The organism is Pseudofrankia asymbiotica (genome assembly GCF_001983105.1).
Taxonomy (GTDB): Bacteria; Actinomycetota; Actinomycetes; order Frankiales; family Frankiaceae; genus Pseudofrankia; species Pseudofrankia asymbiotica.
This window is the reverse complement of the sequence record NZ_MOMC01000074.1, coordinates 33,723-57,594: the sequence shown is the minus strand read 5'-3', so window position 1 is coordinate 57,594 and position 23,872 is coordinate 33,723. Positions and strand designations below refer to the sequence as shown.

Sequence of the window (23,872 nt, the reverse complement as noted above, 5' to 3'; positions counted from 1 at the left end):
CAGCCGTAGGTCGCCTCCAACACCACCTCGGCGTGCGCACCCGCCTTCGCGACCTCCGCCGCCAACGTCTCCGGATCGTTGGCGATCCGGACCGTCGAGAGCGGAACACCTTCCGGCGTCATCCGCACCACCACACTCCGGCGACGATGCAGATCAATACCGACTACCTGCGAACCCTCGTACCCTTGAGTCACAGGGGCCTCCTCGTCCAGTGACGATGGCAACAACCCCCGGCCTACCCGGGGGCCGTCACCAAGGAGCGGAGGCCCCGCTCCTTCATCGCATCAGGGTGGCCGTCGCCGGCGTGCGCGAGCGGCAGCGCGGTCTGGTGGACCGGATAGTCGTCAAAAGGAATGAGCACCGCTGGTCTTCCTCTCAGCATCGGGGAGCGGAGGCGGCCGATCCCGCGCGGCAACCACTGCGCGGCGGCCGCCAGGACCCCGGCACCGGCACCGGGACACCAGCGCCGGGCGAACCCCGAGGCGGACGGTGGCACACGCCGCCGCCAGACGACAACCGGCAGCCCCCCGTCCATCCGCGTCGGGGCCGGGCGGGACGGGGCGGGCGGAGTTCTCCAACCGGAGCCCGGACCCGCCGCGGAGCTGGATGACCCGGCCGCCGGCCTCACGCGGAATTCGTCCGCCTTCATGTGGACAGGGCGAACCGGACGGGACGGGGCGAGCGGAGCGACTGGCGCGGGCACGGTGCCCGCGGTATTGGTCTCCGTCTCGCCCCGCCCCGCCTCCTCAGGTCGTCATGGCCGTGGGTCGGCCGCCCGCGGCGGATGTCCGATGGCCCATGCGGACGGCCTCCGGAACAGCGGCTACAGCCCGAGCGCCTGCCTGATCGCGTCGAAGATGAAGCCCTTGGTGAACATGTCGAAGGTCGGGGTCAGCTCGGCGTAGGCCTGCCCGGTCACGGCCTGGCCGTTGATGGTGCCGGTGACGGCGGACGAGCCCTCCCAGTAGGAACCGGTGGTCGCGTTCGCGATCACCGGGACGTACAGCTCCTGGTCGGCGAGCTGGGGCGTGATGGTCAGCGTGCCGCCGGGTACGGTGACCCGCCATTTCTGGTCGAAGACGTGTCCGGTGTGCGGGCTTGTCCAGGTACCCAACGGCGTCTCGGTGACCAGGGACGGGTTCAGGTCGGTCGTGCTGCCATCGGCCTTGACCAGGGTGCCGACGGTCTGGACGATCTGCCCACTCGCGTTCTTGAGGTAGTACAGCATGTACTGGGTGTTGTTCGAGAGCTGGATACTGAACCAGTCCCAGCCGCCGGTACCGGGAGCGAAATGACCCCACTGGTGATCCTGCCAGGCGATACCGGTGACGCTGTTTGTAAAATTTCGGAGTTTCGGCGCTCGGCGCGGCTCTGGGCGCCGGCGTCACTCGGCACCGTTCGGGGCGCGGGCCGTCTGTTCTTTTGTTCCTCGTCGTGTCGGTGGAAACGTCGTCATCTCGTCAGGCGGCCTTGGGGGTCGCGGCGTCGGGCTGGAGCGCGCCTCGCGGCTGAGGCCACCGCCACGACCACGTGTCACCCTCGACGTCCCACCGTCGGCGCGGACTCGAGAACCAGGTTCTTGGTTCGGATGGGTCTGTGTGGCGAGCGTCCCGCGACGCCCGTCCGCGAGCCCCCTCCCTCGTCGTGTGGAACAATAAGTGAGGATGCCCTCATGTTTCAAGCCTGTCATCACTTCTACCGAGAGGACGCAGATGCCGCGCGACGTCGGGGTGCGCGCGCAGGCGCAGCAGGCCCGCAGCGCCGCCACCCTCGAACGGATCCTCGAGGCCGCCGGCGCGCTGTTCGACGAGGTCGGCGTCGAGGCGACGACCATGAACGCGATCGCCGAGCGGGCCGGAGTCTCGATCGGCTCGGTCTACCGGTTCTTCGCGAACAAGAGCGCCCTGACGGAGACCCTCACCGCCCGCTGGATCGACCGGATTCGCCACGCCGTCGAGCCCGCGCTGCTGACCGGGGACGCCGCGCCGGGCGACAGCCCCGCGACCGGCGCCCCGACGCTCACCCCCGCGGGGCCGGCGGGACCGGCCGGATCGGCCGGACTGGACGGCCTCGACRCCGACTCGACGGCGGGCATAGACGAATCCATCGACCAGTTCGTCGGCACGCTGCGTCGAGTGCTCGTCGACCTGCCGGGAGCCAGGGGCCTGCTCGCGACCACCCTGCGCGAGCCACCCGGCGAGACCGGGCAGTGGATCGCCTACCTTGAGCGCTACATCGCCCGACACGCGCCTGACCTGCCGCCCGATCGCCGGATTCAGGCCGCCCGCACCTACATGACGGTCACGGCGGCACTCATCCTCGCCGCCGTCGACGCCGGGCCGGCGCTCGACCGGTACCTGGACGACGTACGTACCGTCCTCGCCGGCTACACCCGCGAACTCGTCCGAGAATCAGCCGTCATCCGTGCGGCACGAGAGGATGYGACTCCCTGAGGGCGTTCGGATACATCTAGACGTTAATCGGTCTGCTGGCTAGCATCGCCGCAATGAGAAGCCCCGGGGCGCTGATGAGGAGCCTGTGATGGACGGTCGTGTCCCGGCCGCGCTTGTCGAGGAGACGGGCCGGTGGACGTTCGGCGTGGAGCCGCTGCCCGAGGCGGCCGACACCGCGGCGCGGCTGCGTCGCGTCGCCGGTCTCGTCCTCGCGCTCGAGCGCCCCGATCCCGCCCTCGATGAGCTCCTCGGCGCGCTGGACCGCGCGGAACGGGCGCTGTCGCGGCGCGTGCCCGCGGACCCGGCGCCCAGGGTCGGTCCCGCGGCGGACGGCGACGGGCGGGCGTATGTCGATCACTCCCGGCACATCGGGGCGTTCAACGCCTGCTTCCCGGAGTACACGATCGATGTGGACGGGAGCCGCGCGACCGGCACCGTGAACTTTCCGGTCGTGTACGAAGGCCCGCCCGGCCTCGTCCACGGCGGCTTCCTCGCGCTGTTCTTCGACGCGGCGATCCAGCATCACAACTGCGAGGTCGGCGAGGCGGGCAAGACGGCTGGTCTAGAGCTGCGCTACCGGCGGCCGACGCCGTTGCTCACCGATCTGAGCTTTGAGCTGACCCGGACGGTGGAGGGGACGCGTATCCATTCGGCGGGCCGGCTCCTGTCCGGGGACGTGGTGTTGTGTGACGCGCGGGTGGACGCCGCCCGCGGCCAACGCTCCCGGCTGCCGGCCGTATCCCCGCGCCGGGTGCCATGACGACAGCTTCGCACCGGACGCCGTGACGACGGCCGGCGGCGGCGGTGACAGCCGGCGGCGGTGACAGCCGGCGGCGGTGACAGCCGGCGGCGGTGACAGCCGGCGGCGGTAGCGGCCGACAGCGGTGACAACCGGCGGCGGTGGCGGCCGGCGGAGCTATGGGTGGCGCCGGTCACACGGCTGCTGCTTCAGTGACAGGACGAACCTCGTAAGACCTCGCCCCCCGTCTCTCGTGGGAGTGCCATGCAGACCGAGCAGCAGATCGAGCACCCGAAACGGTTCGCCGCGTCCGCGCCTGACCGGCCCGCGGTCATCGTCGGCGACACCACGATCACCTACGCCGAGCTGGACGCGCGGTCGAACCGGCTCGCGCACGCCTTCCGCGCGGCGGGCCTGAGGACCGGCGACAACGTCGCCGTGCTGATGGAGAACCGGGCCGAGTACTTCGAGGTCGTCTGGGCCGGGCTGCGTTCCGGCCTGCTGGTCACGCCGATCAACTGGCATCTCTCCGCGGCCGAGGCGGCGTACATCATCGCCGACTGCGGCGCCGCCGCCCTCGTGGCGTCCGCGGGCTGCTCCGACGTCGTCGCCGGGCTCGGTGAGGTGGCCGCGAAGCTCCGGCTGGTGGTCGGCGGGCGGATCGAGGGGTTCGAGCCCTACGAGCAGGTCGTCGCCGGCCAGCCGACATCTGCGCTCGACGACGAGGCCGAGGGCAACTGGATGTTCTACTCGTCGGGCACCACGGGCCGTCCCAAGGGGATCAAGCCGACGCAGGTCGGCGGCCCGGTCGGCGTGCCCACGGGGTTCACGGCCATGGTCCGCCACCTGTTCGGCGGCGACGAGTCCACCGTGTACTTCAGCCCGTCGCCGCTCTACCACGCGGCGCCATCGGGCTGGGCCGCCGCCGTGCACCGGATAGGCGGCACGGTCGTCGTCGGCCCGCGGTTCGAGCCGGTCGAGTTCCTGAAGACGATCGAGCGCCACAAGGTCACCCTCGCCCAGGTCGTCCCGACGCACCTCGTCCGGCTGCTGAAGCTCCCCGAACAGGAGCGGAACCGCTATGACCTGTCCAGCCTGAAGGTTCTCGTCCACGCCGCGGCGCCCTGCCCCGTCGAGGTCAAGCGGGCCGCGCTCGGCTGGCTCGGCCCGGTCATCCACGAGTACTACGCCGGTAGCGAGGGCGTCGGCTTCTGCTACATCGGTCCCGAGGAATGGCTGGCTCACCCGGGCTCCGTCGGCCGCTCGATGCAGGGCGCGGTCMACATCGTCGACGAGCGGGGCGCGGAGGTCGCGGCGGGCACCGACGGGCGGGTGTACTTCGAGCCCGCGCGACGCTTCGAGTACCACGGCGACCCGGAGAAGACCTCGTCGGTGTTCGATGACCGCGGCTGGGCCACCTACGGCGAGATCGGCCACGTAGACGAGGACGGCTACCTCTACCTCACCGACCGCGCCACGAACATGATCGTCTCGGGTGGCGTCAACATCTACCCGCGCGAGATCGAGGACGCCCTGATCCAGCACCCCGATCTCGTCGACGTCACCGTGATCGGCGTCCCGGACGCCGACCTCGGCGAGTCCGTCCGCGCCGTCGTCCAACCGGCGACCTACCCGCCGGCGGATCCCGCCGCGCTGGAAGCGGAGATCATCGACTTCTGCCGGGCCCGCATCGCCCGCTTCAAGGCGCCCCGCTCGGTCCGCTTCCTCGCCGAGCTCCCTCGCCTGCCCACCGGCAAGATCGCCCGCCGGCTCCTGCCGCCCGAGGTCAGCGCCTGATCTTTCGGTCGGTACTGGTCCTTTAGCCGGTGTGGCTGCTCCCTCGGTCGTCCTACTGGTCGTTCAGTGGTCGTGCTGAGGAATCAGCGGGTGGGCTGGGCAATCAGCGGATCAGGGGATCAGTAGTCGTGCTGCATCAGGTCGATGACGGTCTTCGCGCGCTGCGCGAGCAGCACCCGCCCGACGACCTTCATGTGCTCGGCCCAGTGGGCCTCGGCCTCGGTCGCCTCACCGGCCTCGATGAGCGACGCGAGCCTCGCCTGGGAGCGCAGGCCACGCATCCGGACGGCCCCGGTGTCCTTGCCGTCGTCGGGCTGGCTGACCGCCGCGACGGCCCGGGCGACGATCTCCTTGAGCATCTCGGCCACGAGGCTCAGCGTCTGGTTCCCGGCCAGCTCGACGAGGCGGGCGTGGAAGCGCGCGTTGGCCTCGCCGAACGCCTCGGGGTCGTCGACCGCCTCCAGCTGCTCGGCGATGAGCCGCCGCAGCTCGGCGGCCGCGGCTCGGCGGGAACGCGACGACGCCACGAGCCGCGCGGCGACGGGCTCCACCATGCCGCGAGCGTCATAGACGTCCGCGAGCGGCACGTTGCGCGCCTGGAGCAGGATCGCCGCCGTGCGGGCGGTCAGGCGCTCATCCGGGCGATGGATGACGACCCCGCCGAGCACGCCGCGCTTGACCGAGATCAGGCCCTCGGCCTCGAGAATGCGCAGCGCCTCGCGCAGTGACGGGCGCGAGACGCCGAAGCGCTCCACCAGCTCGGGCTCGCGCCCGAGCAGCTCGCCGTCCGCCAGCTCGCCCCGCACGATGAGGCCCCGAAGCTCGTCGGCGATCTGCTGTGGCTTCTCGCGGAGAGGAGGCCGGCTGGTCCCGCGCGCCCGTCTCGGCTCCGCCACCACGATCGACCTTCTCTCCGTCGGCCGCCTGCAGCCGCCGGACGGTCCTGTATGCGGTACTGACCGGGGCACTGGCACTGCTCGATGCGTCCGTCGACTCGATGCGTCCGTCGACTCGATGCGTTCGTCGATGTGTCCAGGCGCTCTTCGCGGCCCATGCCACGGGACGGGCGAGGCCCGCCGTAGCGTCCAGCCTACTGGGGCACCCGCGCACCACGGCGCATAGTGCGAACGAGTGCCGCGACCGTTCGACGAGCCGGAACGCCTCACCCACGATGACGTCCCGCCGGCCGGCATCCGGAGACCCTCCGCATCCGGGGACCTTCCGTATCCGGGGACCTTCCGTATCCGGGGACCCTCCGTATCCGGGGACCCTCCGCATTCGGAGACCTTCGTGCCCACCGGGCGACGGCGCCGCGAGCCAGTCTATATCTCTAGACATTTAAGCAGGGTCTGGGTAGCATCGCCGCGGAGGTCGATGTAGTGATCATCACCGCGGTCGGCGCCGGTGACGGGCCATCGTCAAGCCGCGAGATCGACATACCTGCCCGGAGGGAGCTCCCGCATGCCGCCGGATGAGCGCGCCCCGGAGGACCGGGCTCTGGAGGAACGTGCTCCGGAGGGGAGCGTTCCGGACGAACACGTTCCGGATCAGCCGACCATCCCCGCGCTGCTCGCCGTCCGGCGGCGGCTGGACTCCTCGGTCCAGGCGCTCGTGAGCGACGAGGACGCCATCACCTTCGCGGGACTCGACGAGGCGAGCCGCCGGCTCGCGGCCCGTCTGGTCGCCGCCGGCGTCGGGCGGGACAGTCGGGTCGGGCTGGTGATGCCGAACGGGATCGACTGGGCGGTCCTCGCGCTGGCGGTGACGCGGGTCGGCGGCGTGCTCGTCCCGCTGTCCACCCTGCTGCGTCCGCCCGAGCTGCTCGCGCAGCTGCGCACCGCCGCCGTCACCGAGCTGGTCGTCGTCCCGCGCTTCCGCGGCCGTGCGTACCTCGACGACCTGGACGAGGCGGTCCCCGGCCTGGCGGAGCGGGTCCGCGGGGGTGTCCCGCACGCCGAGGTCCCGTCGTTGCGCCGGCTCTGGACCCCCGACGAGCTGCCTACCGGCGAGGCACCCGGGGCGGTGGTCGACGGGCTGGAGAAGTCGGTCCGCCCGGCCGACGACCTGGTCATCCTGTTCACCTCGGGCAGCTCGGGCGGCCCGAAGGGCGTGATCCACACCCATGGCGGCGCGCTGCGGGCCGTCGCGTCCGGCCTCGAGGCCCGTCGCATCGGCCGCGGCGAGCGCCTGTACATCCCGATGCCGTTCTTCTGGACGGGCGGCCTCGGCGGCGGCCTGCTGTCGGCCCTGGTCGCCGGCGCGACCCTGCTCACCGAGGCCGCGCCGGAACCGGCGCGGACGCTGCGCTTCCTGGAGCGCGAGCGGGTCACCCTCTTCCGCGGCTGGCCCGACCAGGCGGCCCGGCTCGCCGCCCATCCGGACTTCGCCAGCACGGACCTGTCGTCGCTGCGCCCGGCCAGCCTCGCCGCGGTGCTGCCGCCGGGCCTGCGCGCCGGCCCGGGCGCGCGGGCGAACCTGTTCGGCATGACCGAGACGTTCGGGCCGTACTGCGGCTCGCCGCTGGACACCGACCTGCCCGCGGGCAAGCACGGCAGCTGCGGCCGTCCGTTCGCCGGCGTCGAGGTGCGCATCGCCGACCCGGTCACGGGCGTACCGGTCCCGCCCGGGACGGAGGGCGAGATCCGGCTGCGCGGGCCGAACCTGATGCGTGGCATCCGCGGCCGTGACCGCGCCGACGTGTTCGACGCGGACGGGTTCTACCCGACGGCCGACGCCGGTGTGCTCGATGAGGACGGCTACCTCTGGTACCGGGGCCGGCTCGACGACATGTTCAAGGTCAAGGGCGCGACCGTGTACCCGCTGGAGGTCGAGGCCGCGCTGCGCGCCGTGCCGGGCGTCCGCGAGGCGTTCGTCACCGACGTGGCCGGCGAGGCGGGTGACAGGCAGGTGGCGGCGCTCGTCGTCGCGCTACCCGACGGCGAGAACCACCCGGCCGGCCGGGCCGCGCCGGCCGGCCGGGCTGGCCTCGTCGAGCAGGCCAGGGCCCGGCTGAGCAGCTTCAAGGTCCCGACCAGGTGGCTCGTCGTGAGCGATCCTCACGACGTGCCGCGGCTGGCCAGCGGAAAGGTCGACGGCGGCGCGCTTCGCCGACTCCTGCGGGAGAAGGGAGCCTGAGATCCCGAAAGGCCGCGATCCCGAAAGGTCCCCAGATCCCGGAAGGTCCCCAGATCCCGAAAGGTCCTGAGATCCCGGAGGGTAAGGCCACCGTGAAGGCCGTCGACCGCCTCGGGGATACCCGGCATCGGTCGAGACGATATGAATAAAATATATAAACGGGTGTCGGCGGCGGGTACGGGCGGCGCCGATGGGGCCCGGACGCTCGCGGGCGCGTGCTCGCCGAGCTCACCACAGGAGAGGGACATCAGGTGGAGCTGAATGGTCTGCGTGCGCTCGTCGTGGGCGGCGCCTCCGGCATGGCCAGGGCCACGGCCGAGCTGGTCGTCGCGCGCGGCGGCCGGGTGGCGATCCTCGACCGCCCGGCGAGCGCCGGCCAGGAGGTCGCGGACGAGCTGAAGGGCACCTTCCACGCCTGCGACGTCACCGACTTCGCGGGCATGGAGAGCGTCATCGAGGCGGCCGTCGCCGCGCTCGACGGGATCGACGTCGCCGTGAACACGGCCGGGGGAGCGACTCCGGGCCGCACGATCGGCAAGAACGGCCCGATGCCCATCGAGGAGTTCCAGGGGATCGTCAACCTCAACCTGACCGGCACCTTCAACGTCGCCCGGCTCGCCGCCTGGCACATGAGCAAGAACGAGCCGAACGCGGACGGCGAGCGCGGAGCGATCATCAACACCGCGTCCATCGCCGCGTTCGAGGGCCAGATCGGCCAGATCGCCTACACCGCGGCGAAGGGCGGCGTGGCCGCCATGAGCCTCACCATGGCCCGCGAGCTCGGCTCCCTTGGCATCCGCGTGAACGCGATCGCGCCGAGCCTGTTCCACACGGGGCTGACCAAGGGCATTCCCGAGGAGTACGAGAAGGTCCTCACGAAGGACGCCGCATTCCCGAAGCGGATGGGACGCCCGGAGGAGTTCGCCCGCCTGGCCGTGGGCATCATCGAGAACCCGATGCTCAACGGCCAGACCATCCGCCTGGACGGCGGCCAGCGCTTCGCGCCGAAGTAGGCCGCTCTCCTCGACGTGGTCCCACCAGCTCCACCCGATTGAAAATATATAGATCTATAACCCAGGCCTCTGGGTGGCCGGCCGGCCGGTGGCGGGGCCTCGTGGGGACGACGGCCGACGGGAGTGGGTGCGGGTCGTGAGACCGTTCATGTTTTCCGACGAGCAGCGGGACCTGCGCCGGGCGGTGCGCGCCTTCCTCGAGGCGGCCTCCCCCGAGTCGGAGGTGCGCCGGCTGATGGAGACGCCCGAGGGCTACGACCCGGCGGTGTGGGCGCGGCTGGCGGGCGAGCTCGACCTCGTGGGCCTCGCCGTTCCCGCCGAGTTCGGCGGCAGCGGCGCGAGCTTCGTCGAGGTGGCGCTCGTCTGCGAGGAGATGGGCCGCCGCCTGCTCTGCGCGCCGTACTTCTCGACGGCGGTGCTGGCCGTCGCCGCGCTGCTGCGCTCGGGTGACGCGGCCGCGCAGAAGGCGTGGCTTCCGGGCATCGCGGCCGGCGAGACGCTCGCGACGGTGGCGCTCGCGGAGGAGAGCGGGAGCTGGGACGCGGACGGGGTCGCCGCCGCCGCGACGCCCGCCGGCGACGGCTGGACGATCACCGGCACCAAGCACTACGTCCTCGACGGGCACACCGCCGACCTGCTGCTCGTCGCCGCCCGTACCGGCGCGGGCGTGTCCCTGTTCGCCGTCCCCGGCGCCGCCGCCGGCCTCACCCGCACTCCGCTGCTGACCCTCGACCAGACTCGCCGGCTCGCGCGCGTCGAGCTCGCCGCCACTCCCGCGTCGCTCGTCGGCGAGGACGGGGCGGGCTGGCCGGTCCTCGAGCACGTGCTCGACCTCGCGGCCGTGGCGCTCGCCGCCGAACAGGCCGGCGGCGCCCAGGTGGCGCTCGACATGGCGGTCCAGTACGCCAAGGACCGGGTCCAGTTCGGCCGGCCGATCGGTTCCTTTCAGGCCGTCAAGCACCGCTGCGCGGACATGCTGCTCGAGGTGGAGTCGGCGCGCTCGGCCGCGTACTACGCCGCCTGGTGCGCGGCCGAGGAGGACGACGCGGAGCTGACGAAGGTCGCCGCGGTGGCGAAGGCCTACTGCTCCGACGCCTACACCCAGGTCACCGCCGACAACATCCAGGTCCACGGCGGCATCGGCTTCACCTGGGAGCACCCGGCCCACCTGTACTTCCGCCGCGCCAAGTCCGACGAGCTGCTCTTCGGCGCCCCGTCGGCCTGGCGCGACCGCCTCGCCAGCCGCGTCGGCCTGTAGCGAGCGCTGAGGTCGGCGCCGCGACCGCGGGCAGGGGTCGCGGCGCCGACCTGAACGATGCCTGGACCGCAGACCAGGCCCCGACACGCACCCGGCCACATTATGTAGTCGCGCGCGTACGGCTGAGCGGCCCGCTCAGGCCCGATCGTGATCGGGCCGGTGCCATCCCCTGGGCCAGATACGCCCGCCGTCTCACTGCCCCTCCACCACCATCCCGCCGCGAACCTGAACTGTGGCGGATCACCCTGCCTATGGGCTTGCCCATCTGACACGGTCCACCAGGCCACCAGCGAAGTGTGGTGGATGGGCGCGCCTATCGACACGCCCATCCACCACGGAAGCCTGGATGGCGTTGGTCAGGAGGTGTCGTCGCGGCGGGTTAGGCCGTGGAGGACCTCGCGGTAGGGGCGTTTGCGGTCGGGGCTGGGCTCGCGGGGGAGTCCCAGGGTGCGTTCGGCGACGATGTTGCGCTGGATCTCGTCGGTGCCGCCGTAGATGGAGGAGGCCCGCGCGAACAGGAAGGCCTTGGCGAACTTGCCGCTCGCCGCCGCGTCCGGCCCGGCGAGCAGGCCGCCGGCGCCGAGGATGTCCAGGCCGATCTCGGCGGAGAGCTTGGTGATCCTGGTCTGCGCGATCTTGCCGGTGCTCGCGATGGAGGCGCCGGCGGCCGCGTCGCCGCCGGCGGCCTCGGCCTTGGCACGGACGGCGTTCCACTGGCCGACCTGCAGATAGCAGTGCAGCCGGGCGAGCTTCTCGCGGATCGCCGGGTCGTCGGCCCTGCCGTGCTCACGTGCGAGCTCGACGAGGTCGGCGAACGTCACCACCATGCCCTCGGGCGGGCGCAGCCGCGCCGCGTCGCCGGCCTTCAGGCCGAGCACGCCGCCCTTGGGGCCGGGCGGTGGGAAGCCGGCGTGGGCGCCGCCGGCGCCGATGCCGGTCCGCTCGAAGTGCAGCGTCGTGTTCGCGGCCATCCAGCCGTTGCCCGCGCCGCCGACGAGGTCGTCCGCGGGGACGACCGCGTTGTCGAGGAAGACCTCGTTGAAGACGGCGTCCCCGGTCATCTCGCGCAGCGGGCGGATCGTGACGCCCGGCTGGTCGAGCTTCAGCGCGAACCAGGAGATGCCGGCGTGCTTGGGGACGTCGAAGTCGGTGCGGGCAAGCAGCATGCCGTAGTCGGCCTCCCGGGCCTGGCTGCTCCAGACCTTCTGGCCGTTGATGATCCAGCGGTCGCCGTCGCGCTCGGCGCGGGTGGTGAGCCCGGCGAGGTCGGAGCCGGCGCCAGGCTCGCTGAAGAGCTGGCACCAGCCGAGCCGGCCCTCGAGGATCGGCGGCACGTGCCGGGCGATCTGCTCGGGCGTGCCGAGTGTGAGGATCGTCGGCGCCGCCATCAGCAGGCCCAACCCACCTGGGGGCTGCAGCGCACCGAAGGCGGCGAACGTGGCCCGGACCGTGCGTCCGGCCCGTTGCGGCAGCCCTCGGCCGCCCTGCTCGACGGTGAGATGCGGCGCAACCCAGCCGGCGGCGGCGACCAGGCGCCACCACTGCTCGACGGACAGTTCCGGGTCCCAGTGCTCGGCCAGCCAGGCCTCGACCTCGGCCCGAAGGCCGCCCTGGGAGCCCTCGTCGGCGGCAGCGGCGGCAGTGGCGGCAGCGGTGGCGTCGTTGGCGTCGTCGGCGGCGGTGCTCATGAGCGGCCAGCCCCCAGCAGGTCGACGCAGTTGTCCCGCATGATCTTGCGGATCTCGTCGTCGGTGAATCCGTCGAGCTCCTTGAGGAAGTCCGCCGGCTCGGCGAGGCCCTCGCCGTGCGGCCAGTCGGAGCCGAACAGGATGCGCTCGACGCCGACGAGGTCGGCGAGCTTGCGCAGGTCCTCCTCGTAGTAGGGCGTCACCCACAGGTGCGCGCGCAGGACGTCGAGCGGGTCCTCGGCGAATGCCCAGGGCGTCTGGTTGGCCTGCTTGCGCAGCCGCTTCACCAGCAGCGCCACCCAGTCCGAGCCGTTCTCGATGCTGGCGACGCGCAGGGTGGGATGGCGGGTGAAGACGCCGTCGACGACGAGCGAGGCCACCGTGTCGTGAATGGCGCGGTCGGCGACGAGGACGCGGGTGAGGACGCTGACGCGGCCGTATCCCTCGAATCGCTCGGAGCCGCCCCAGACCGTGGTGGAGGCCTCGTAGCCGCTGTCGCCGAGGTGGAAGGCGACCGGGACGGACGCCTCGGCGAGCCGGGCCCAGACCGGGTCGTAGAGCTTGTCGCCGAGCGAGCGCGACCTGCCGTAGGGCGCGGGGACCGGCGCCGGGCGGACGTGCACCATCCGGGCGCCGCGCGCGAGCAGGCTGTCGACCTCGGCGACGGCGGCCGCGGGGTCGGCGAGCGAGATCATCGGCACGCCGATCAGCTGGCCGCGGTGGTCGAAGCCCCAGTCCTCCTCCAACCAGCGGTTGAAGGCGTGCAGGCTCGCCATCGTCGCCTCGATGTCGTCCTTGAGCGCCTCCTCGACGCCGCAGCCCAGCGTCGGGAACAGCAGCACCCCGTCCAGCCCCTGCCGCTCGACGACGCCCAGGCGCACCTCGCGGTCGCGGTACTCCGGCCGCAGCGGCTCGACCTTCATCAGCGTCCGCGGGTCGACACCGTCCGGGATCTGGCCGCGGAACAGCGGGTCCAGGCAGCCGGGCACGATGATCGGGTCGAACGTCGGGTTCGGGATGAAGCGGTTGACCTGCCCGCCCATGAGTAACTGCGTGCGCCGGCCCGTCTGGACGACCTGGACCCCGCGCTGCGCGAACTTCTTGTCGAGGTGACGGGTGAACGCGTCGAGCGGCTCGTAGTAGTGGTTGTCGGCGTCGATTGGCTTCGAGCTCGTCATCGTCTTCCTCGGCGTCGTCCTCGGCTGGGAAGTGGTGCTTTCACTCAGGAAAAGTGTGGCTTTCCGACAATGGGGACTGTACGCTGACGCGCTCGCATCAGCCAGTCCGCAGTCCGCAGTCCGGAAAGGGAACGGCGCGGCTGACGCGGGTGACGCGGCCGCCATCGGATGGCCTTTCCGCGCGGCGGCCCGGATGACGGATCGCTGGGCGGCGCCCGGCGGCGGGCGTGACACGATGAGACAGACCTCGGTGGGCTGGTCGAACCACCCTGCCTCGCCTACCCGCATCAGCCTGGGAGTGTTCGTGGTCGCGAAGAAGGGTGCGCGCCCCCCTCGGGAGAAGCCGCAGCGGATCGCCGACGAGATCCGCTCGCTCATCGTGAGCGGCGAGCTCGCGGACGGAGACCTGATCGGCCGTGAGCCGGAGCTGGTGGAGCGGTTCGGCGTCTCCCGGCCGTCGCTGCGGGAGGCGCTGCGCATCCTGGAGGCCCAGGGCCTGATCTCGGTGGAGCGTGGCGTTCTCGGCGGGATCTTCGTGCGCCAGCCGGACGAGCGGCTCACCGCCCGCACGGCCGCCCTGCTGCTCCAGGCCCGGGGTGTGCCGCTCATGGACGTCTGCGCGGCGCGCACACTGCTCGAGCCGCTCGCGGCCCGGCGCCTGGCCCAGTCGCCGCGGCGGCAGGCGGCCGGCGCGGAGCTCGGCGAGCTGATCGGCCGGGAGGAGGAGTCGCTCGCGGATCCCGACGAGTTCGGCCGGGCCAACGCCCAGTTCCACGAGCGGCTGCTGGCACTGGCGGGGAACCAGACGCTGACCATCGTCGCCGAGATGCTGAACGAGATCGTGGCCCGCGCCGTCACCGCGCTCAGCCGCGCCGAGGACACCACCGGCTCCCTGGCAACCCGGCGCCGCGGCGTGCGCTCCCAGCGGCGCCTCGTCGAGCTCATCCAGGCCGGCGACGGCCCGGCCGCCGAGGAGCACTGGCGGTCGCATATGGCCGTCGTCGACAAGGTCATGCTCGGCGCCGAGGCGGGGACGGTCGTCGACCTGGTCCACCACTACTGACACCGGGCCACCGCCACTGACCGGGCAGGAGCCGTCACCGGCATTTCCAGTCGGGCTGGCGCTTCTCGACGAACGCCCGCGGGCCCTCCTTGGCGTCGTCGGTGCGCACGACCCGTTCCCGGAACGCCTCGCCCATGATCTCCGCCTCGCGCAGCGGCAGGTCGCGGCCCTGGCGGATGGCCAGGCGCGTGCCGCGCACGGCCAGCGGCGCGTTGCGGCAGACGATGGCCGCCAGCTCCAGGGCCCGCTCCAGCAGCCGGTCGTGCTCGACGACCTCGGAGACCAGCCCCAGCTCGTAGGCGCGCGCCGCGCTCATCCGCTCGTGGCGGCCCATCAGCGCCATCCGCATCGCGATGTTCGTCGGCAGCGCCCTGGCCAGCCGGACCACCTCGCGGCCGGAGACGAGGCCGATGCTGACGTGCGGGTCGAAGAACTCGGCCCGGTCCGAGGCGATGACGATGTCGCCGGTGGTGACGAGGTCCAGCCCCGCGCCGCAGCACAGCCCGTTGACGGCGGTGAGGATCGGCTTGGTCATCGTCCGGAACGGCGGCGTGCCCTCCTGCGGCGCCTCCCACTGCGGGAACGTCGACAGGTATGGCTCGTCGTAGACGACGCGGCCGTCGTCCGGGATCTCGGTGACGTCGGCGCCGGCRCAGAACGCCCGCCCGTTGCCGGTGACGACGAGGATCCACACGTCGTCGTCCGCCTCGGCGTCCGTGTACGCCTGCCGCAGCTCGCGGATCATCTCGGGGGACAGGGCGTTGAGCCGGTCCGGCCGGTCGAACGTGATCGTCGCTATCCGATCCCGGACCTCGTACTGGATGGTCTCGTATCCCATGGTGGCAGCCTCCCGCATCGTTCGTCGTCAGATCGGATCCCGGCCAGGTCCCGGCCGCGGTCTGTCCGGGCCGGATTCGCGAGACCGGGACGAGAGCGCCTCCGGGGGCAGGGCCCGGGTGACTCCTGGCGTGTTCCCGCGGCCTACCGCTGGGACAGGATGTGGCGGCCCTTGATCATGGGGAGGTCGAGGAAGGTCCGGATGCCAGGCGCGGCCGCGCAGACCGGGGCGATGGCGTGGACGGCGTGCATGGCGGTGCCCAGGCAGCCCTGGTCGTTCTCGTCCTCGCCATGGATCGCGATCTTCGCTTCGAGCACCATCGAGGGACTGCCCTCGACGGTGACCTTCCAGCCGCGGCCGGTGGGCCAGTCGGGCGCCTGCCCCTCGCCGACGCGGGTGATGTGCTCGACCGTCAGGGCGGGGCGGCCGCCGACGACCGCGGTGGCCGAGAAGCGCTGGGCGCTGACCGTTCCGGCCTCGACGCGGCCGGCCTTGATGTCGAAGGCCCTGTCGGCGAGCGCCACCTGGCGGTCGTAGACGAAGTCGTCGATCGTCGCGCCCAGCCCCTCGGCGACGAGCAGGAGCGGGGCGCGGAACACGGAACCGGCCAGCACCGGGTCGGCCAGCGGCACGGGAGCGTCGGGTGCCCGCCCGAACCCCATGATGTCGAACATCATCCCGGGGCTGTCGTAGGACGAGTAGTCGAGCAGCTCCTGGACCACCAGCGTGTCGATCCGCTCGAACAGGGCCGACATCGTCAGCGGCAGCACCTCCGAGGCCCAGCCGGGCTCGATGCCGGTGGCGTGGAACGACGTCCCGCCTTCGGCGCACGCCTCCTCCAGCCGCGCGGCGACCGCCGGATCGAGGCTCGCCGGGTAGATGAGGCTGGTGACCGCCGTGGAGATGACGTTCTTGCCGGCGGCGAGCAGCCGGCAGATGTCGTCCAGGGCGCCCGCCGGGTTCATCTCGCCCTGGGCCATGTACAGCACGCAGTCCGCGTCGAGCACGACGATCTCGGCGGGGTCGTTCGTGGCGGTCACGCCGATCGGGGCGAGGCCCGCGATCTCGCCGACGTCACGGCCGGCCTTGGCGTCGCTGTAGACGAACGCGCCGACCAGCTCGAGGTCGGGGTGGGCCTGGACCGCCCGCACCGCATGCCGTCCGACAGCCCCAGTGGCCCACTGCACGACGCGAAGCACCGCCCACCTCCTGCTCCCGGGTCTGCTCCGGGTCGCCCGGCCGCGCCGCCTACCGGTCCGGCCCGCTCGAAAATATCTACATCTAAGGGCGCGCGCAATGCGCGGGTGGCGGGTGCCGGAGCAGGCCAGGGCCCAAAGGATCGGGGAAACATCTAGATACTAAGGCGGTGCCTCGATAGTATCTGGCCGCTCGGGTGCACCCAGGGAGACGCCGCCCGACCGGGACGGCCGCGTCTGCCCGACACCGGGAACGCGGTGGGCAGTGCCGCGCACCGTCGACCCCGAGGGGACAAGCCATGGACGACTCCTCGCCGATCGGTGACTTAGCGAGGGACGCGCCCCGGCCCCGGCTCCGGAGCTGGCGCGGGCCGCGGCGGGCGGCGGTCATCGCCGCCGCGCTCGCGCTCGCCGTGACGGTGGCGGCCTGCGGCGGCGGCGACGGGAAGGACGCCGCGCCGGCCGCCGTGCCGACCGGCGCCTCCGCTCTGGGCCCGGCGCAGCCGGCCAGCGGCACCCCCGTCAAGGTCGGCGTGATCAGCGACGGCAAGGCGCCGGCCCTCGACAACTCCATCCAGCTGTCCGCCGCGGACGCGGTCGCGAAGTTCCTCAACGACCACCGCGGCGGCCTCGGCGGGCGGCCCATCCAGCTGGTGACCTGCGAGACGCACTCCGACCCGGGTGCCGCCGCCGACTGCGCCGCGAAGCTCGTCCAGGCGAACGTGGCGGTGACCGTCCTCGGCGAGACCTCCAGCCTCGGCAACGTGTGGAAGCCGCTGCACGACGCCAACATCCCGATGTTCATCTACGGCACCACCGAGCCGAACGCGCTGCTCGACAAGGACCGGACGTTCGTCATGGTGAGCCCGGCGGCCGGGCTGTCGGACCAGCCGATCAGCGTCGCCAAGGAGAACAAGCTCACCAAGGTGGCCGTCGTCGTCATCGACGTGCCGCAGGCCACCGCCTTCTACGACGCGATCGGCAAGGCCGTCTTCAAGGACGCGGGGATCGACCTGACCGTCATCCCCGTGCCACCGGGCACCGCGGACATGACCCCGCAGCTGGCCAGCATCAAGACCGGTGAGACCGAGGTGCACATCATCGGCAACGACAGCTTCTGCATCGCCGCGTTCCAGGGCCTGCGCGCCGTCAACTTCACCGGGCCGATCAGCACGCTCTACAGCTGCGTCACCGACGCGACGCGCAAGGCGGTCGGCTCGTACCTGAAGGGTGTCGTCCTGTCCACGCCGGTCGCGGACAGCGACACCGGCAACGCCGACATCAAGCAGTGGCACGCCATCGTCGACACCTACGCCAAGGGAAAGGTCGACCTGTCCAACTCGATGGGCCTGACGATCTACATGACGATGATGGGGCTGCGGGAGGCGTTCGACGGGTTCACCGGCGAGCTGACCCCGACGGTGATCGCCGACAGGCTGCACGCGATGCCGTCCAAGCCGGTGCCAGCGGGGCCTGGCCTGAACTTCCGCTGCAACGGCAAGGCGGTTCCGCTGACGCCCGCGGTCTGTGTGCGCGGCGCGCTGCTGACCACACTGGACGCGAAGGGCCAGCCCACGCTTCCCTACCGGCCTGCCGGAGTGTCCCCGATCGAGGACTGAGACAGGCCCTGACTCACACCGGCCCGGCTGGATCCCGTGGATCCGGCCGGGCCCGGCTTCCAGCGACCCCCGGCAGCCCCTGGCTCCCACCGAGAAGACCCGGAGAGGACCCCGATGGCGTCCACGCTCGTCGAGCGGCACGACGGTCTCGTCACCGTCACGTTCAACCGCCCGCAGAAGAAGAACGCACTGAACGCCGAGAACTGGGGCGACCTCGACCGGATCCTCACCGAGGTCGCGGTGAACCCGGAGGACCGGGCGCTGCTGCTGACCGGCGCCGGCGGCAACTTCTCGTCCGGCGCGGACCTGTCGCCGAACGGGAACACGGGCGGGCTGACCGGCCACGGCCGGCAGCTGATCCTGCACGAGATGCGGATCGTCGGTGATCTCATCAACCGGCTGCACCGGTTGCCCAAGCCGACGCTCGCCGCCGTCGACGGGGTGTGCGTGGGGGTGGCGCTGGGGCTCGCGCTCGCCTGCGACCTGGTCGTCGCGAGCGAGCAGGCCCGGTTCTGCGAGGTGTTCGCGCGGCGCGGCCTGGCGCTCGACGGCGGCACGTCGTGGACGCTGCCCCGCCACGTCGGGCTGCGCCGCGCCAAGCAGATCGCGTTCTTCGGCGACATCGTCGAGGCGGGCGACGCCCTGGCCTGGGGGATGGTCAACGAGGTGGTCCCGGCGGACGACCTGCCGAAGGTCGCGGCCGCCTGGGGCCGCCGGCTCGCCGCCGGGCCGACGACGACGCTCTCCCTCATCAAGCGCCAGCTCGACGCGAGCGGCTCGCTCACGTTCGAGCAGGCCGTCGAGGACGAGGCGCGCTCCCAGCACATCGCCTACACGACGAAGGACATGGCCGAGGGCATCCGCTCCTTCCTCGAGCGCCGGGACCCGCGCTTTACTGGCAGCTAGTGGTTCGTCGGACGGGCGCGGGAGGCGGGCAATGACCATGGCGGTGCTCGAGCCGGGTGCCCGCCCGGAGCTGCTGGCCGACGGGTTCGTCTTCGCCGAGGGGCCGCGCTGGCGGGACGGGAAGCTCTGGTTCTCGGACATGCACGGCGAGGCCGTGTACGCCACGACGATGACCGGCGAGACCACCCGGGTGCTGGAGATGCCGGGCAGGAAGCCGTCCGGCCTCGGCTTCCTGCCGGACGGTTCGCTGCTGATCGTCTCGATGGCGGACCGCGAACTGCTCCGGCTCTCCCCGGACGGCACGCGCTCCGTGCACGCCCGGCTTGGCCACCTCGTCGACGACGAGCTCAACGACATGGTCGTCGCCGCCAACGGGACGGCCTTCGTGGGCAGCTACTCGCTCGAGCCGGACGCCGGGCTGCTCCTGCGCGTCACCCCGGGCGGCCAGGTCTCGGTGGCCGCGGAGAAGATGAACTTCCCCAACGGCACCGTGATATCGCCGGACGGCCGGACATTGACGGCCGCGGAGTCCAAGGCCAGGCGTCTCACGGCCTTCGACCTCGACGCCGACCTGAACCTCGACGGTCGTCGAGTCGTCGCCACGGCTCCCGACGCGGCCCCGGACGGGATCGCCCTGGACGCGCTGGGAGGAATCTGGGCCGCCTTTCCGTTGGCCCACGAGTTCCGGCGGATTCTGCCGGGCGGCGAGGTCACGGACCGCGTCCCGCTGGGGGACCGGGTGGCCATCGCCTGCGCGCTGGGCGGGCCGGACCGCCGGACGCTGTTCCTCCTGTCCGCCGTCGACTGGAACTCCGCGGCCCTGGGCGGCGCGCGGACGTCCACGGTCTCCGTGGTGCGGGTCCGTGTGCCGGGCGACGGCCTGCCCTGACCCTCTGCCCGGCTCTGCCGGCTCCGCGCGGCGGCCATAGGTCATCGCCATCATGGTCCGCGGCGGCAAAATATCTAGAGGTGTCCGGGCCGCGATCTCGCCGTCCTCGCGTCGCGGTCTGTCGCGTTCGCGGCCTGAAACGTTCGACGTGACCAGGGCGTGAGCATTCCACCCGCGCATACAAAACGCCCGAATGAGGGTAAAGGTCGGCCGGCGGGTTCCTGGCGGTTTGGCGGGCGCTCGTTCGCCGGTGACCACGACATTGGTCGGGCCGACGGCCGCCCTCTCGACGCGCTCTTGAAGTATTTACATATTTCCGCTACGGTCTGATCGTCGCGGTTAGTAGTCGAGCTGCTTCTCGACTGGATGGCCCCCCGGCGTTTTCGCCCGCGCGGCCCTTTGCCGTGGACACCTATTGGCCTGGGCGGCCCGAACGCCCACCCAGGGATGCGGAGCTGTCCTCCGCATCGTTTTCCCCACCCCACGCGAAGGAGCGGCGTCGTGATGTCATCTTTGGGTTCGCGGGCGAGGCGAGCACGGTTTCGAAAACTGGCAGCGGCCGTCTTAGCCACGGTTGCCGGCTCATTGGTCCTGTTCACGGCGGGAGCGCCACCGGCATCCGCGATCACGTACCACCCCGTGTCGCTGCCGGCCGACGAGTCCCCGCACGTCGACGCCGGAATGGAATGGTGGTACGTCACCGGACACCTCAGCGGCAAGGACCTCCTCGGCAAGAGCCACTCCTATGGCTTCGAGACGATGATCAACCGCAACAACGGGCTGTCCACGGCGCCGGCCCTCACCATCTACAACGCGAACTTCGCCATCGCGGACCTCACCCGGGGGACGTACAAGAGCACCAAGGAGATCTACAGCCTCCAGCCGGACGTCGTCCCGGCGGGGGGCGGCTACAACTTCACCGTCGGATCCGTGCACATGGACGGAAAGAACCGCGTCAACCACTTCTCCGGCGGCTTCCCGGACCTCAGCTACACGTTCGGGAACATGACCGCGAGCCAGTCGACGCCGGCCGCGCTGCACGGCGACGCGGGCATCATTCCCTACGGGCCGTTCGGGCAGTCGGGCTACTACTCGCAGACGAACCTCAAGGTCAGCGGCACGCTGTTCGACCACGGCATGCCGGTGCAGGTGACGGGCACCGGCTGGATGGACCACCAGTGGGGCGACTGGACGTCGAAGCGGGGCGGCTGGGAGTGGTACAGCATCCAGCTGTCCAACAACACCCAGTACATGCTCTACTTCATCCGCGACGCGAACGGAAACTACGTCCAGACGATCGGCACGCTCGTCCAGCCGAACGGGTCGACCACCAACCTGCCGCCCGCACAGCTCGGCCGCGCCACGACCGGCACCTGGACCAGCCCGAACACCAACATCACATATCCCATTAAATCGACGGTAACGGTCCCGGGCGGCACGTTGTCCGTAACGCCGCAGCTGCCCGACCAGGAGGTGTGGAGCGGCCTCATCACCGTGGGCCAGTACTGGGAGGGCACCGCGACCGTGAGCGGCACGGTCAACGGCCAGGCCGTGACCGGTATGGCCTACGCGGAGGTCATTCCGGACATCGAGATGCCGGGCCACGGCTACGTCTGGCAGTCCGTCCTGGATCTCCTCGGCCTGTAACCGCCACCCTCATTCCGGCATCCGCCGGGCGGCGGGCGGCGGGCTCGCGATGGCGAGCTCGCCGCCCGGTTCGCTGTGCCGAATTTTCTATGCCGTGCCGTGCCGTGCCGGGGCGGAGCGGGCGGGCTCATTCCATCCGCCGCCATGCGTCTCGTGTTTCGCGAGCGCGGCGAAATGTCTCAGCTGTTCGCGGGGGTGGGAGCGGCGGCGGCGGCGTGGTCCTGGATCGCCTTGCCGATGGCGGCGGAGGTCTGGTTACGCCACGTCTCCGACTTGCCGAACTGCCAGTTCTCCGAGGCGAGCGGGGCCGCGGAGGCGCCGGTGAAATGCGGGACGACCTCCCGGGCGAACAGCTCGTAGCTGTGCCGGGTGGCCTCCGGGTCGGCGAGGTCGGCGGCGAGGAGCAGATAGCCCCCGAAGCCGCCGGACTGCTGCCACAGCCGCTCGATCTGCGCGATCGCCATGTCCGGGGTGCCGCAGATGAACGAGCCGGTGGCGTTGCCGTGCTCGGTGCGCTCGGCCAGCGGGGTCGACGGGTCGAACGGTATCGGCAGCACCTTCGCCTGGTAGTTCTGCACGTCGGTGAGCCCGTAGGCGACGTCCTTCGCTGCCTGCTCGACGGTGTCGGCGAGGTGCATCTGGCCCATCAGCCGCCAGCCGCGCCGGTCCATCGTCTGCCCGTGCCGCGCGGCCATCTCGGTGGCGACCTGCCAGTGGGAGCCGAGAATGTCGAAGCCGGCGGCCTGGCTCGCGGCGATCGAGAGCATCCCGGCACCGAACCGGCCGGCGGTGCGCGGGCCGGCGGGGGAGAAGGTGGCGGCCACGGCGATCTCCGGACGCGGCCGGGTGTACGGGGCGAGCTGCAGGACCGCGTCCCGCAGGGTGAACCAGTCGGTCTGCCGGGTCACCGGCTCCTCACCGGCCAGCAGCGCGACGACGGCCTCAAGGGACTCCTCCATCATCTCCCGCTGCCGGTTGGTGTCGATGCCGAGCATGTGGGCGTCGGAGGCGAGCTGGCCCGGGCCGACACCGAGCATCACCCGGCCGCGGGTCAGATGGTCGAGCAGGACGATCCGGTCGGCGACGTGCAGCGGATGGTGGTACGGCAGCGAGACGACGCCGGTACCGAGCCGGATGCGGCGGGTCCTGGCGGCGGCACTCGCGATGAACACCTCCGGCGACGAGATGATCTCCCAGCCGCCGGAGTGATGCTCGCCGATCCACGCCTCGTCGAAGCCGAGCCGGTCGAGATGCTCGATCAGGGCCAGGTCCTGTTCGAGCAGCAGCGTCGGGTTGCGTCCGGCCTTGTGGAACGGCGCCAGGAAGACACCGAACCGCAGCGGCCAGCGTGCCCCGGCCGCGACCTCGTTGGTGATCGTGCGAGACAGGGACAAGACGAGCCTCCGTCGGCGAGAAGCCAGGTAGGGGTCAGACGACCGGTGATCAGGGGGTGAAGGGGCCGCGGCCCATCTGGTCKCGGACGGTGACCACCGCCGGGTTCGTCAGCGCGCGGCGCTGCCAGTTCGCGCCGTCGACGACCAGCGTGTGCCCGGAGATGAACCGGGCATAGGGCGAGGCCAGGAACGTCGCCGCCCAGCCGAGCTCGCGCGGCCGGCCGACCCGCATCGCCGGCTGGGCGACGGCCTTGTCGTGGGTGCGGGCGAGGTTGGCCTGGATGTCGGCCGTCATGTCCTCATGCGGGAAGAGGCCGGGAACCAGCCCGTTCACCTGAATCCCGTACGGCCCCCACTCGACGGCGAGCGTCTCGACCATGTTCTTCACCCCGGCCTTGGCCGCGGCCGAATGGGCGAAGCCAGGCCCGCCCGTCCAGGCGTAGGACGCGCCGACGTTGACGATGGAGCCGGGCCGACCGACGGCCATCAACCGGCGGGCGAACTCGCGGGCGCAGAAGAAGGTGCCGTTCAGAGTGATGTCGACGACCGTGCGCCAGGCGTTCGGCGACATGTCCTCGGCCGGGACGGGGAAGTTGGCGGCGGCGTTGTTGACCAGCACGGTGGGCAGGCCGAACGCGGCCTCGGCGGCGTCGAACAGGTCCGCGACCTTCTCCGGGTCGCGGATGTCACAGCGGGCCGCGAGGACCGGGGCACCGAGCTTCTCCATGGCCTCCCGGCCGGCCTCGAGATGCTCAGGCTTGCGGCTGCCGATGACGATCGCCGCGCCGAGACGGGCGAACTCGGTGGCGATCGCCCGCCCGAGCCCCGTTCCGCCACCCGTGACGACAACCACGACGCCGTCGAACGTGCCGGGCGGTAACGCGCTTTCGCCGGGACCGGGCGGCTCGGACAGCCCGATGACACCCTGAGCGTCGCCGGTCCCGGCGCTCGCTGCGTTCGCCGCGTTCGCCGCCCTCGCCCCATCCGCGGCGTTGGCTTTGGCCGCACCGGCCCCATCGCCTGTCGGGTTCGTTCCCCTGGGTCCGTCGCCGGTCATGT

General features: G+C 71.6%; 20 protein-coding genes. 11 read left to right on the top strand and 9 right to left on the bottom strand.

Annotated features, from left to right (window positions below; translation table 11 throughout):
* Positions 1 to 235 precede the first annotated feature (235 nt).
* Complete coding sequence (locus tag BL253_RS44910) at positions 236 to 361, bottom strand: hypothetical protein (RefSeq protein ID WP_274535279.1); 126 nt, start codon at positions 359 to 361, stop codon at positions 236 to 238.
* A gap of 462 nt (positions 362 to 823) precedes the next feature.
* Complete coding sequence (locus tag BL253_RS31595; RefSeq protein WP_274535280.1) at positions 824 to 1,321, bottom strand: lipocalin family protein; 498 nt, start codon at positions 1,319 to 1,321, stop codon at positions 824 to 826.
* Positions 1,322 to 1,712: 391 nt separating this feature from the next.
* Between BL253_RS31595 and BL253_RS31590 the strand changes: the two genes are divergently transcribed.
* The 3 genes from BL253_RS31590 to BL253_RS31580 all read left to right on the top strand — a co-directional run bounded on the left by BL253_RS31590 (position 1,713) and on the right by BL253_RS31580 (position 4,989).
* Entirely contained in the window at positions 1,713 to 2,453 is a 741-nt protein-coding gene (locus BL253_RS31590; RefSeq protein WP_076820953.1) for a TetR/AcrR family transcriptional regulator, read from the top strand.
* 88 nt (positions 2,454 to 2,541) lie between these two features.
* Positions 2,542 to 3,213 carry a PaaI family thioesterase gene (locus BL253_RS31585; protein ID WP_076820952.1) on the top strand — a complete coding sequence of 224 codons (672 nt, stop codon included), beginning with the start codon at positions 2,542 to 2,544 and terminating at the stop codon, positions 3,211 to 3,213.
* A 243-nt stretch (positions 3,214 to 3,456) separates the two neighbouring features.
* Positions 3,457 to 4,989, top strand: coding sequence for an acyl-CoA synthetase (locus BL253_RS31580; RefSeq protein WP_076820951.1), 1,533 nt, complete (start codon positions 3,457 to 3,459; stop codon positions 4,987 to 4,989).
* A gap of 119 nt (positions 4,990 to 5,108) precedes the next feature.
* On the opposite strand, the gene BL253_RS31575 is transcribed toward BL253_RS31580, so the two are convergent.
* The gene (locus BL253_RS31575) at positions 5,109 to 5,888 is read right to left on the bottom strand and encodes a FadR/GntR family transcriptional regulator (protein ID WP_076820950.1); all 780 of its coding nucleotides are present in this window, start codon (positions 5,886 to 5,888) and stop codon (positions 5,109 to 5,111) included.
* A 562-nt stretch (positions 5,889 to 6,450) separates the two neighbouring features.
* On the opposite strand from BL253_RS31575, the gene BL253_RS31570 reads away from it, so the two are divergent.
* The 3 genes from BL253_RS31570 to BL253_RS31560 all read left to right on the top strand — a co-directional run bounded on the left by BL253_RS31570 (position 6,451) and on the right by BL253_RS31560 (position 10,395).
* On the top strand, positions 6,451 to 8,124 hold the full coding sequence (locus BL253_RS31570) for a class I adenylate-forming enzyme family protein (protein WP_081438891.1): 1,674 nt from the start codon (positions 6,451 to 6,453) through the stop codon (positions 8,122 to 8,124).
* A 251-nt stretch (positions 8,125 to 8,375) separates the two neighbouring features.
* Positions 8,376 to 9,137 carry an SDR family oxidoreductase gene (locus BL253_RS31565; protein WP_076820965.1) on the top strand — a complete coding sequence of 254 codons (762 nt, stop codon included), beginning with the start codon at positions 8,376 to 8,378 and terminating at the stop codon, positions 9,135 to 9,137.
* 127 nt (positions 9,138 to 9,264) lie between these two features.
* Positions 9,265 to 10,395: an acyl-CoA dehydrogenase family protein gene (locus tag BL253_RS31560; protein ID WP_096336130.1), complete on the top strand. Its 1,131-nt coding sequence runs from the start codon at positions 9,265 to 9,267 to the stop codon at positions 10,393 to 10,395.
* Between the two features lie 356 nt (positions 10,396 to 10,751).
* Here the strand turns inward: BL253_RS31560 and BL253_RS31555 are convergent, their stop codons facing one another.
* Entirely contained in the window at positions 10,752 to 12,083 is a 1,332-nt protein-coding gene (locus BL253_RS31555; RefSeq protein ID WP_076820949.1) for an acyl-CoA dehydrogenase family protein, read from the bottom strand.
* Positions 12,080 to 13,261, bottom strand: a complete 1,182-nt coding sequence (locus tag BL253_RS31550) for an amidohydrolase family protein (RefSeq protein ID WP_076820948.1) — start codon at positions 13,259 to 13,261, stop codon at positions 12,080 to 12,082. Before BL253_RS31550 ends, BL253_RS31555 begins: the two co-directional genes overlap by 4 nt.
* Positions 13,262 to 13,565: 304 nt before the next feature.
* Here BL253_RS31550 and BL253_RS31545 point away from each other — a divergent pair, with 304 nt between their 5' ends.
* Positions 13,566 to 14,324 carry a FadR/GntR family transcriptional regulator gene (locus BL253_RS31545; RefSeq protein WP_076820963.1) on the top strand — a complete coding sequence of 253 codons (759 nt, stop codon included), beginning with the start codon at positions 13,566 to 13,568 and terminating at the stop codon, positions 14,322 to 14,324.
* 34 nt (positions 14,325 to 14,358) lie between these two features.
* On the opposite strand, the gene BL253_RS31540 is transcribed toward BL253_RS31545, so the two are convergent.
* Both BL253_RS31540 and BL253_RS31535 read right to left on the bottom strand, forming a co-directional pair.
* The gene (locus BL253_RS31540; RefSeq protein WP_081438890.1) at positions 14,359 to 15,162 is read right to left on the bottom strand and encodes an enoyl-CoA hydratase/isomerase family protein; all 804 of its coding nucleotides are present in this window, start codon (positions 15,160 to 15,162) and stop codon (positions 14,359 to 14,361) included.
* Positions 15,163 to 15,305: 143 nt separating this feature from the next.
* Complete coding sequence (locus BL253_RS31535; RefSeq protein WP_076820946.1) at positions 15,306 to 16,361, bottom strand: NAD(P)H-dependent amine dehydrogenase family protein; 1,056 nt, start codon at positions 16,359 to 16,361, stop codon at positions 15,306 to 15,308.
* Positions 16,362 to 16,657: 296 nt separating this feature from the next.
* Here BL253_RS31535 and BL253_RS31530 point away from each other — a divergent pair, with 296 nt between their 5' ends.
* The 4 genes from BL253_RS31530 (at position 16,658) to BL253_RS31515 (ending at position 21,419) form a co-directional block, all read left to right on the top strand.
* A complete protein-coding gene (locus BL253_RS31530; protein WP_081438889.1) occupies positions 16,658 to 17,977 on the top strand; it encodes an ABC transporter substrate-binding protein in 1,320 nt (439 codons plus the stop codon).
* Positions 17,978 to 18,091: 114 nt separating this feature from the next.
* A complete protein-coding gene (locus tag BL253_RS31525; RefSeq protein WP_076820945.1) occupies positions 18,092 to 18,883 on the top strand; it encodes an enoyl-CoA hydratase/isomerase family protein in 792 nt (263 codons plus the stop codon).
* 31 nt (positions 18,884 to 18,914) lie between these two features.
* Positions 18,915 to 19,772 carry an SMP-30/gluconolactonase/LRE family protein gene (locus BL253_RS31520; protein WP_076820944.1) on the top strand — a complete coding sequence of 286 codons (858 nt, stop codon included), beginning with the start codon at positions 18,915 to 18,917 and terminating at the stop codon, positions 19,770 to 19,772.
* A 639-nt stretch (positions 19,773 to 20,411) separates the two neighbouring features.
* Positions 20,412 to 21,419: a lipocalin family protein gene (locus BL253_RS31515; RefSeq protein WP_241835312.1), complete on the top strand. Its 1,008-nt coding sequence runs from the start codon at positions 20,412 to 20,414 to the stop codon at positions 21,417 to 21,419.
* A 179-nt stretch (positions 21,420 to 21,598) separates the two neighbouring features.
* On the opposite strand, the gene BL253_RS31510 is transcribed toward BL253_RS31515, so the two are convergent.
* Both BL253_RS31510 and BL253_RS31505 read right to left on the bottom strand, forming a co-directional pair.
* Positions 21,599 to 22,813: an LLM class flavin-dependent oxidoreductase gene (locus BL253_RS31510; RefSeq protein ID WP_081438887.1), complete on the bottom strand. Its 1,215-nt coding sequence runs from the start codon at positions 22,811 to 22,813 to the stop codon at positions 21,599 to 21,601.
* A gap of 49 nt (positions 22,814 to 22,862) precedes the next feature.
* Complete coding sequence (locus BL253_RS31505) at positions 22,863 to 23,870, bottom strand: SDR family oxidoreductase (RefSeq protein WP_198946479.1); 1,008 nt, start codon at positions 23,868 to 23,870, stop codon at positions 22,863 to 22,865.
* Positions 23,871 to 23,872: the final 2 nt, after the last annotated feature.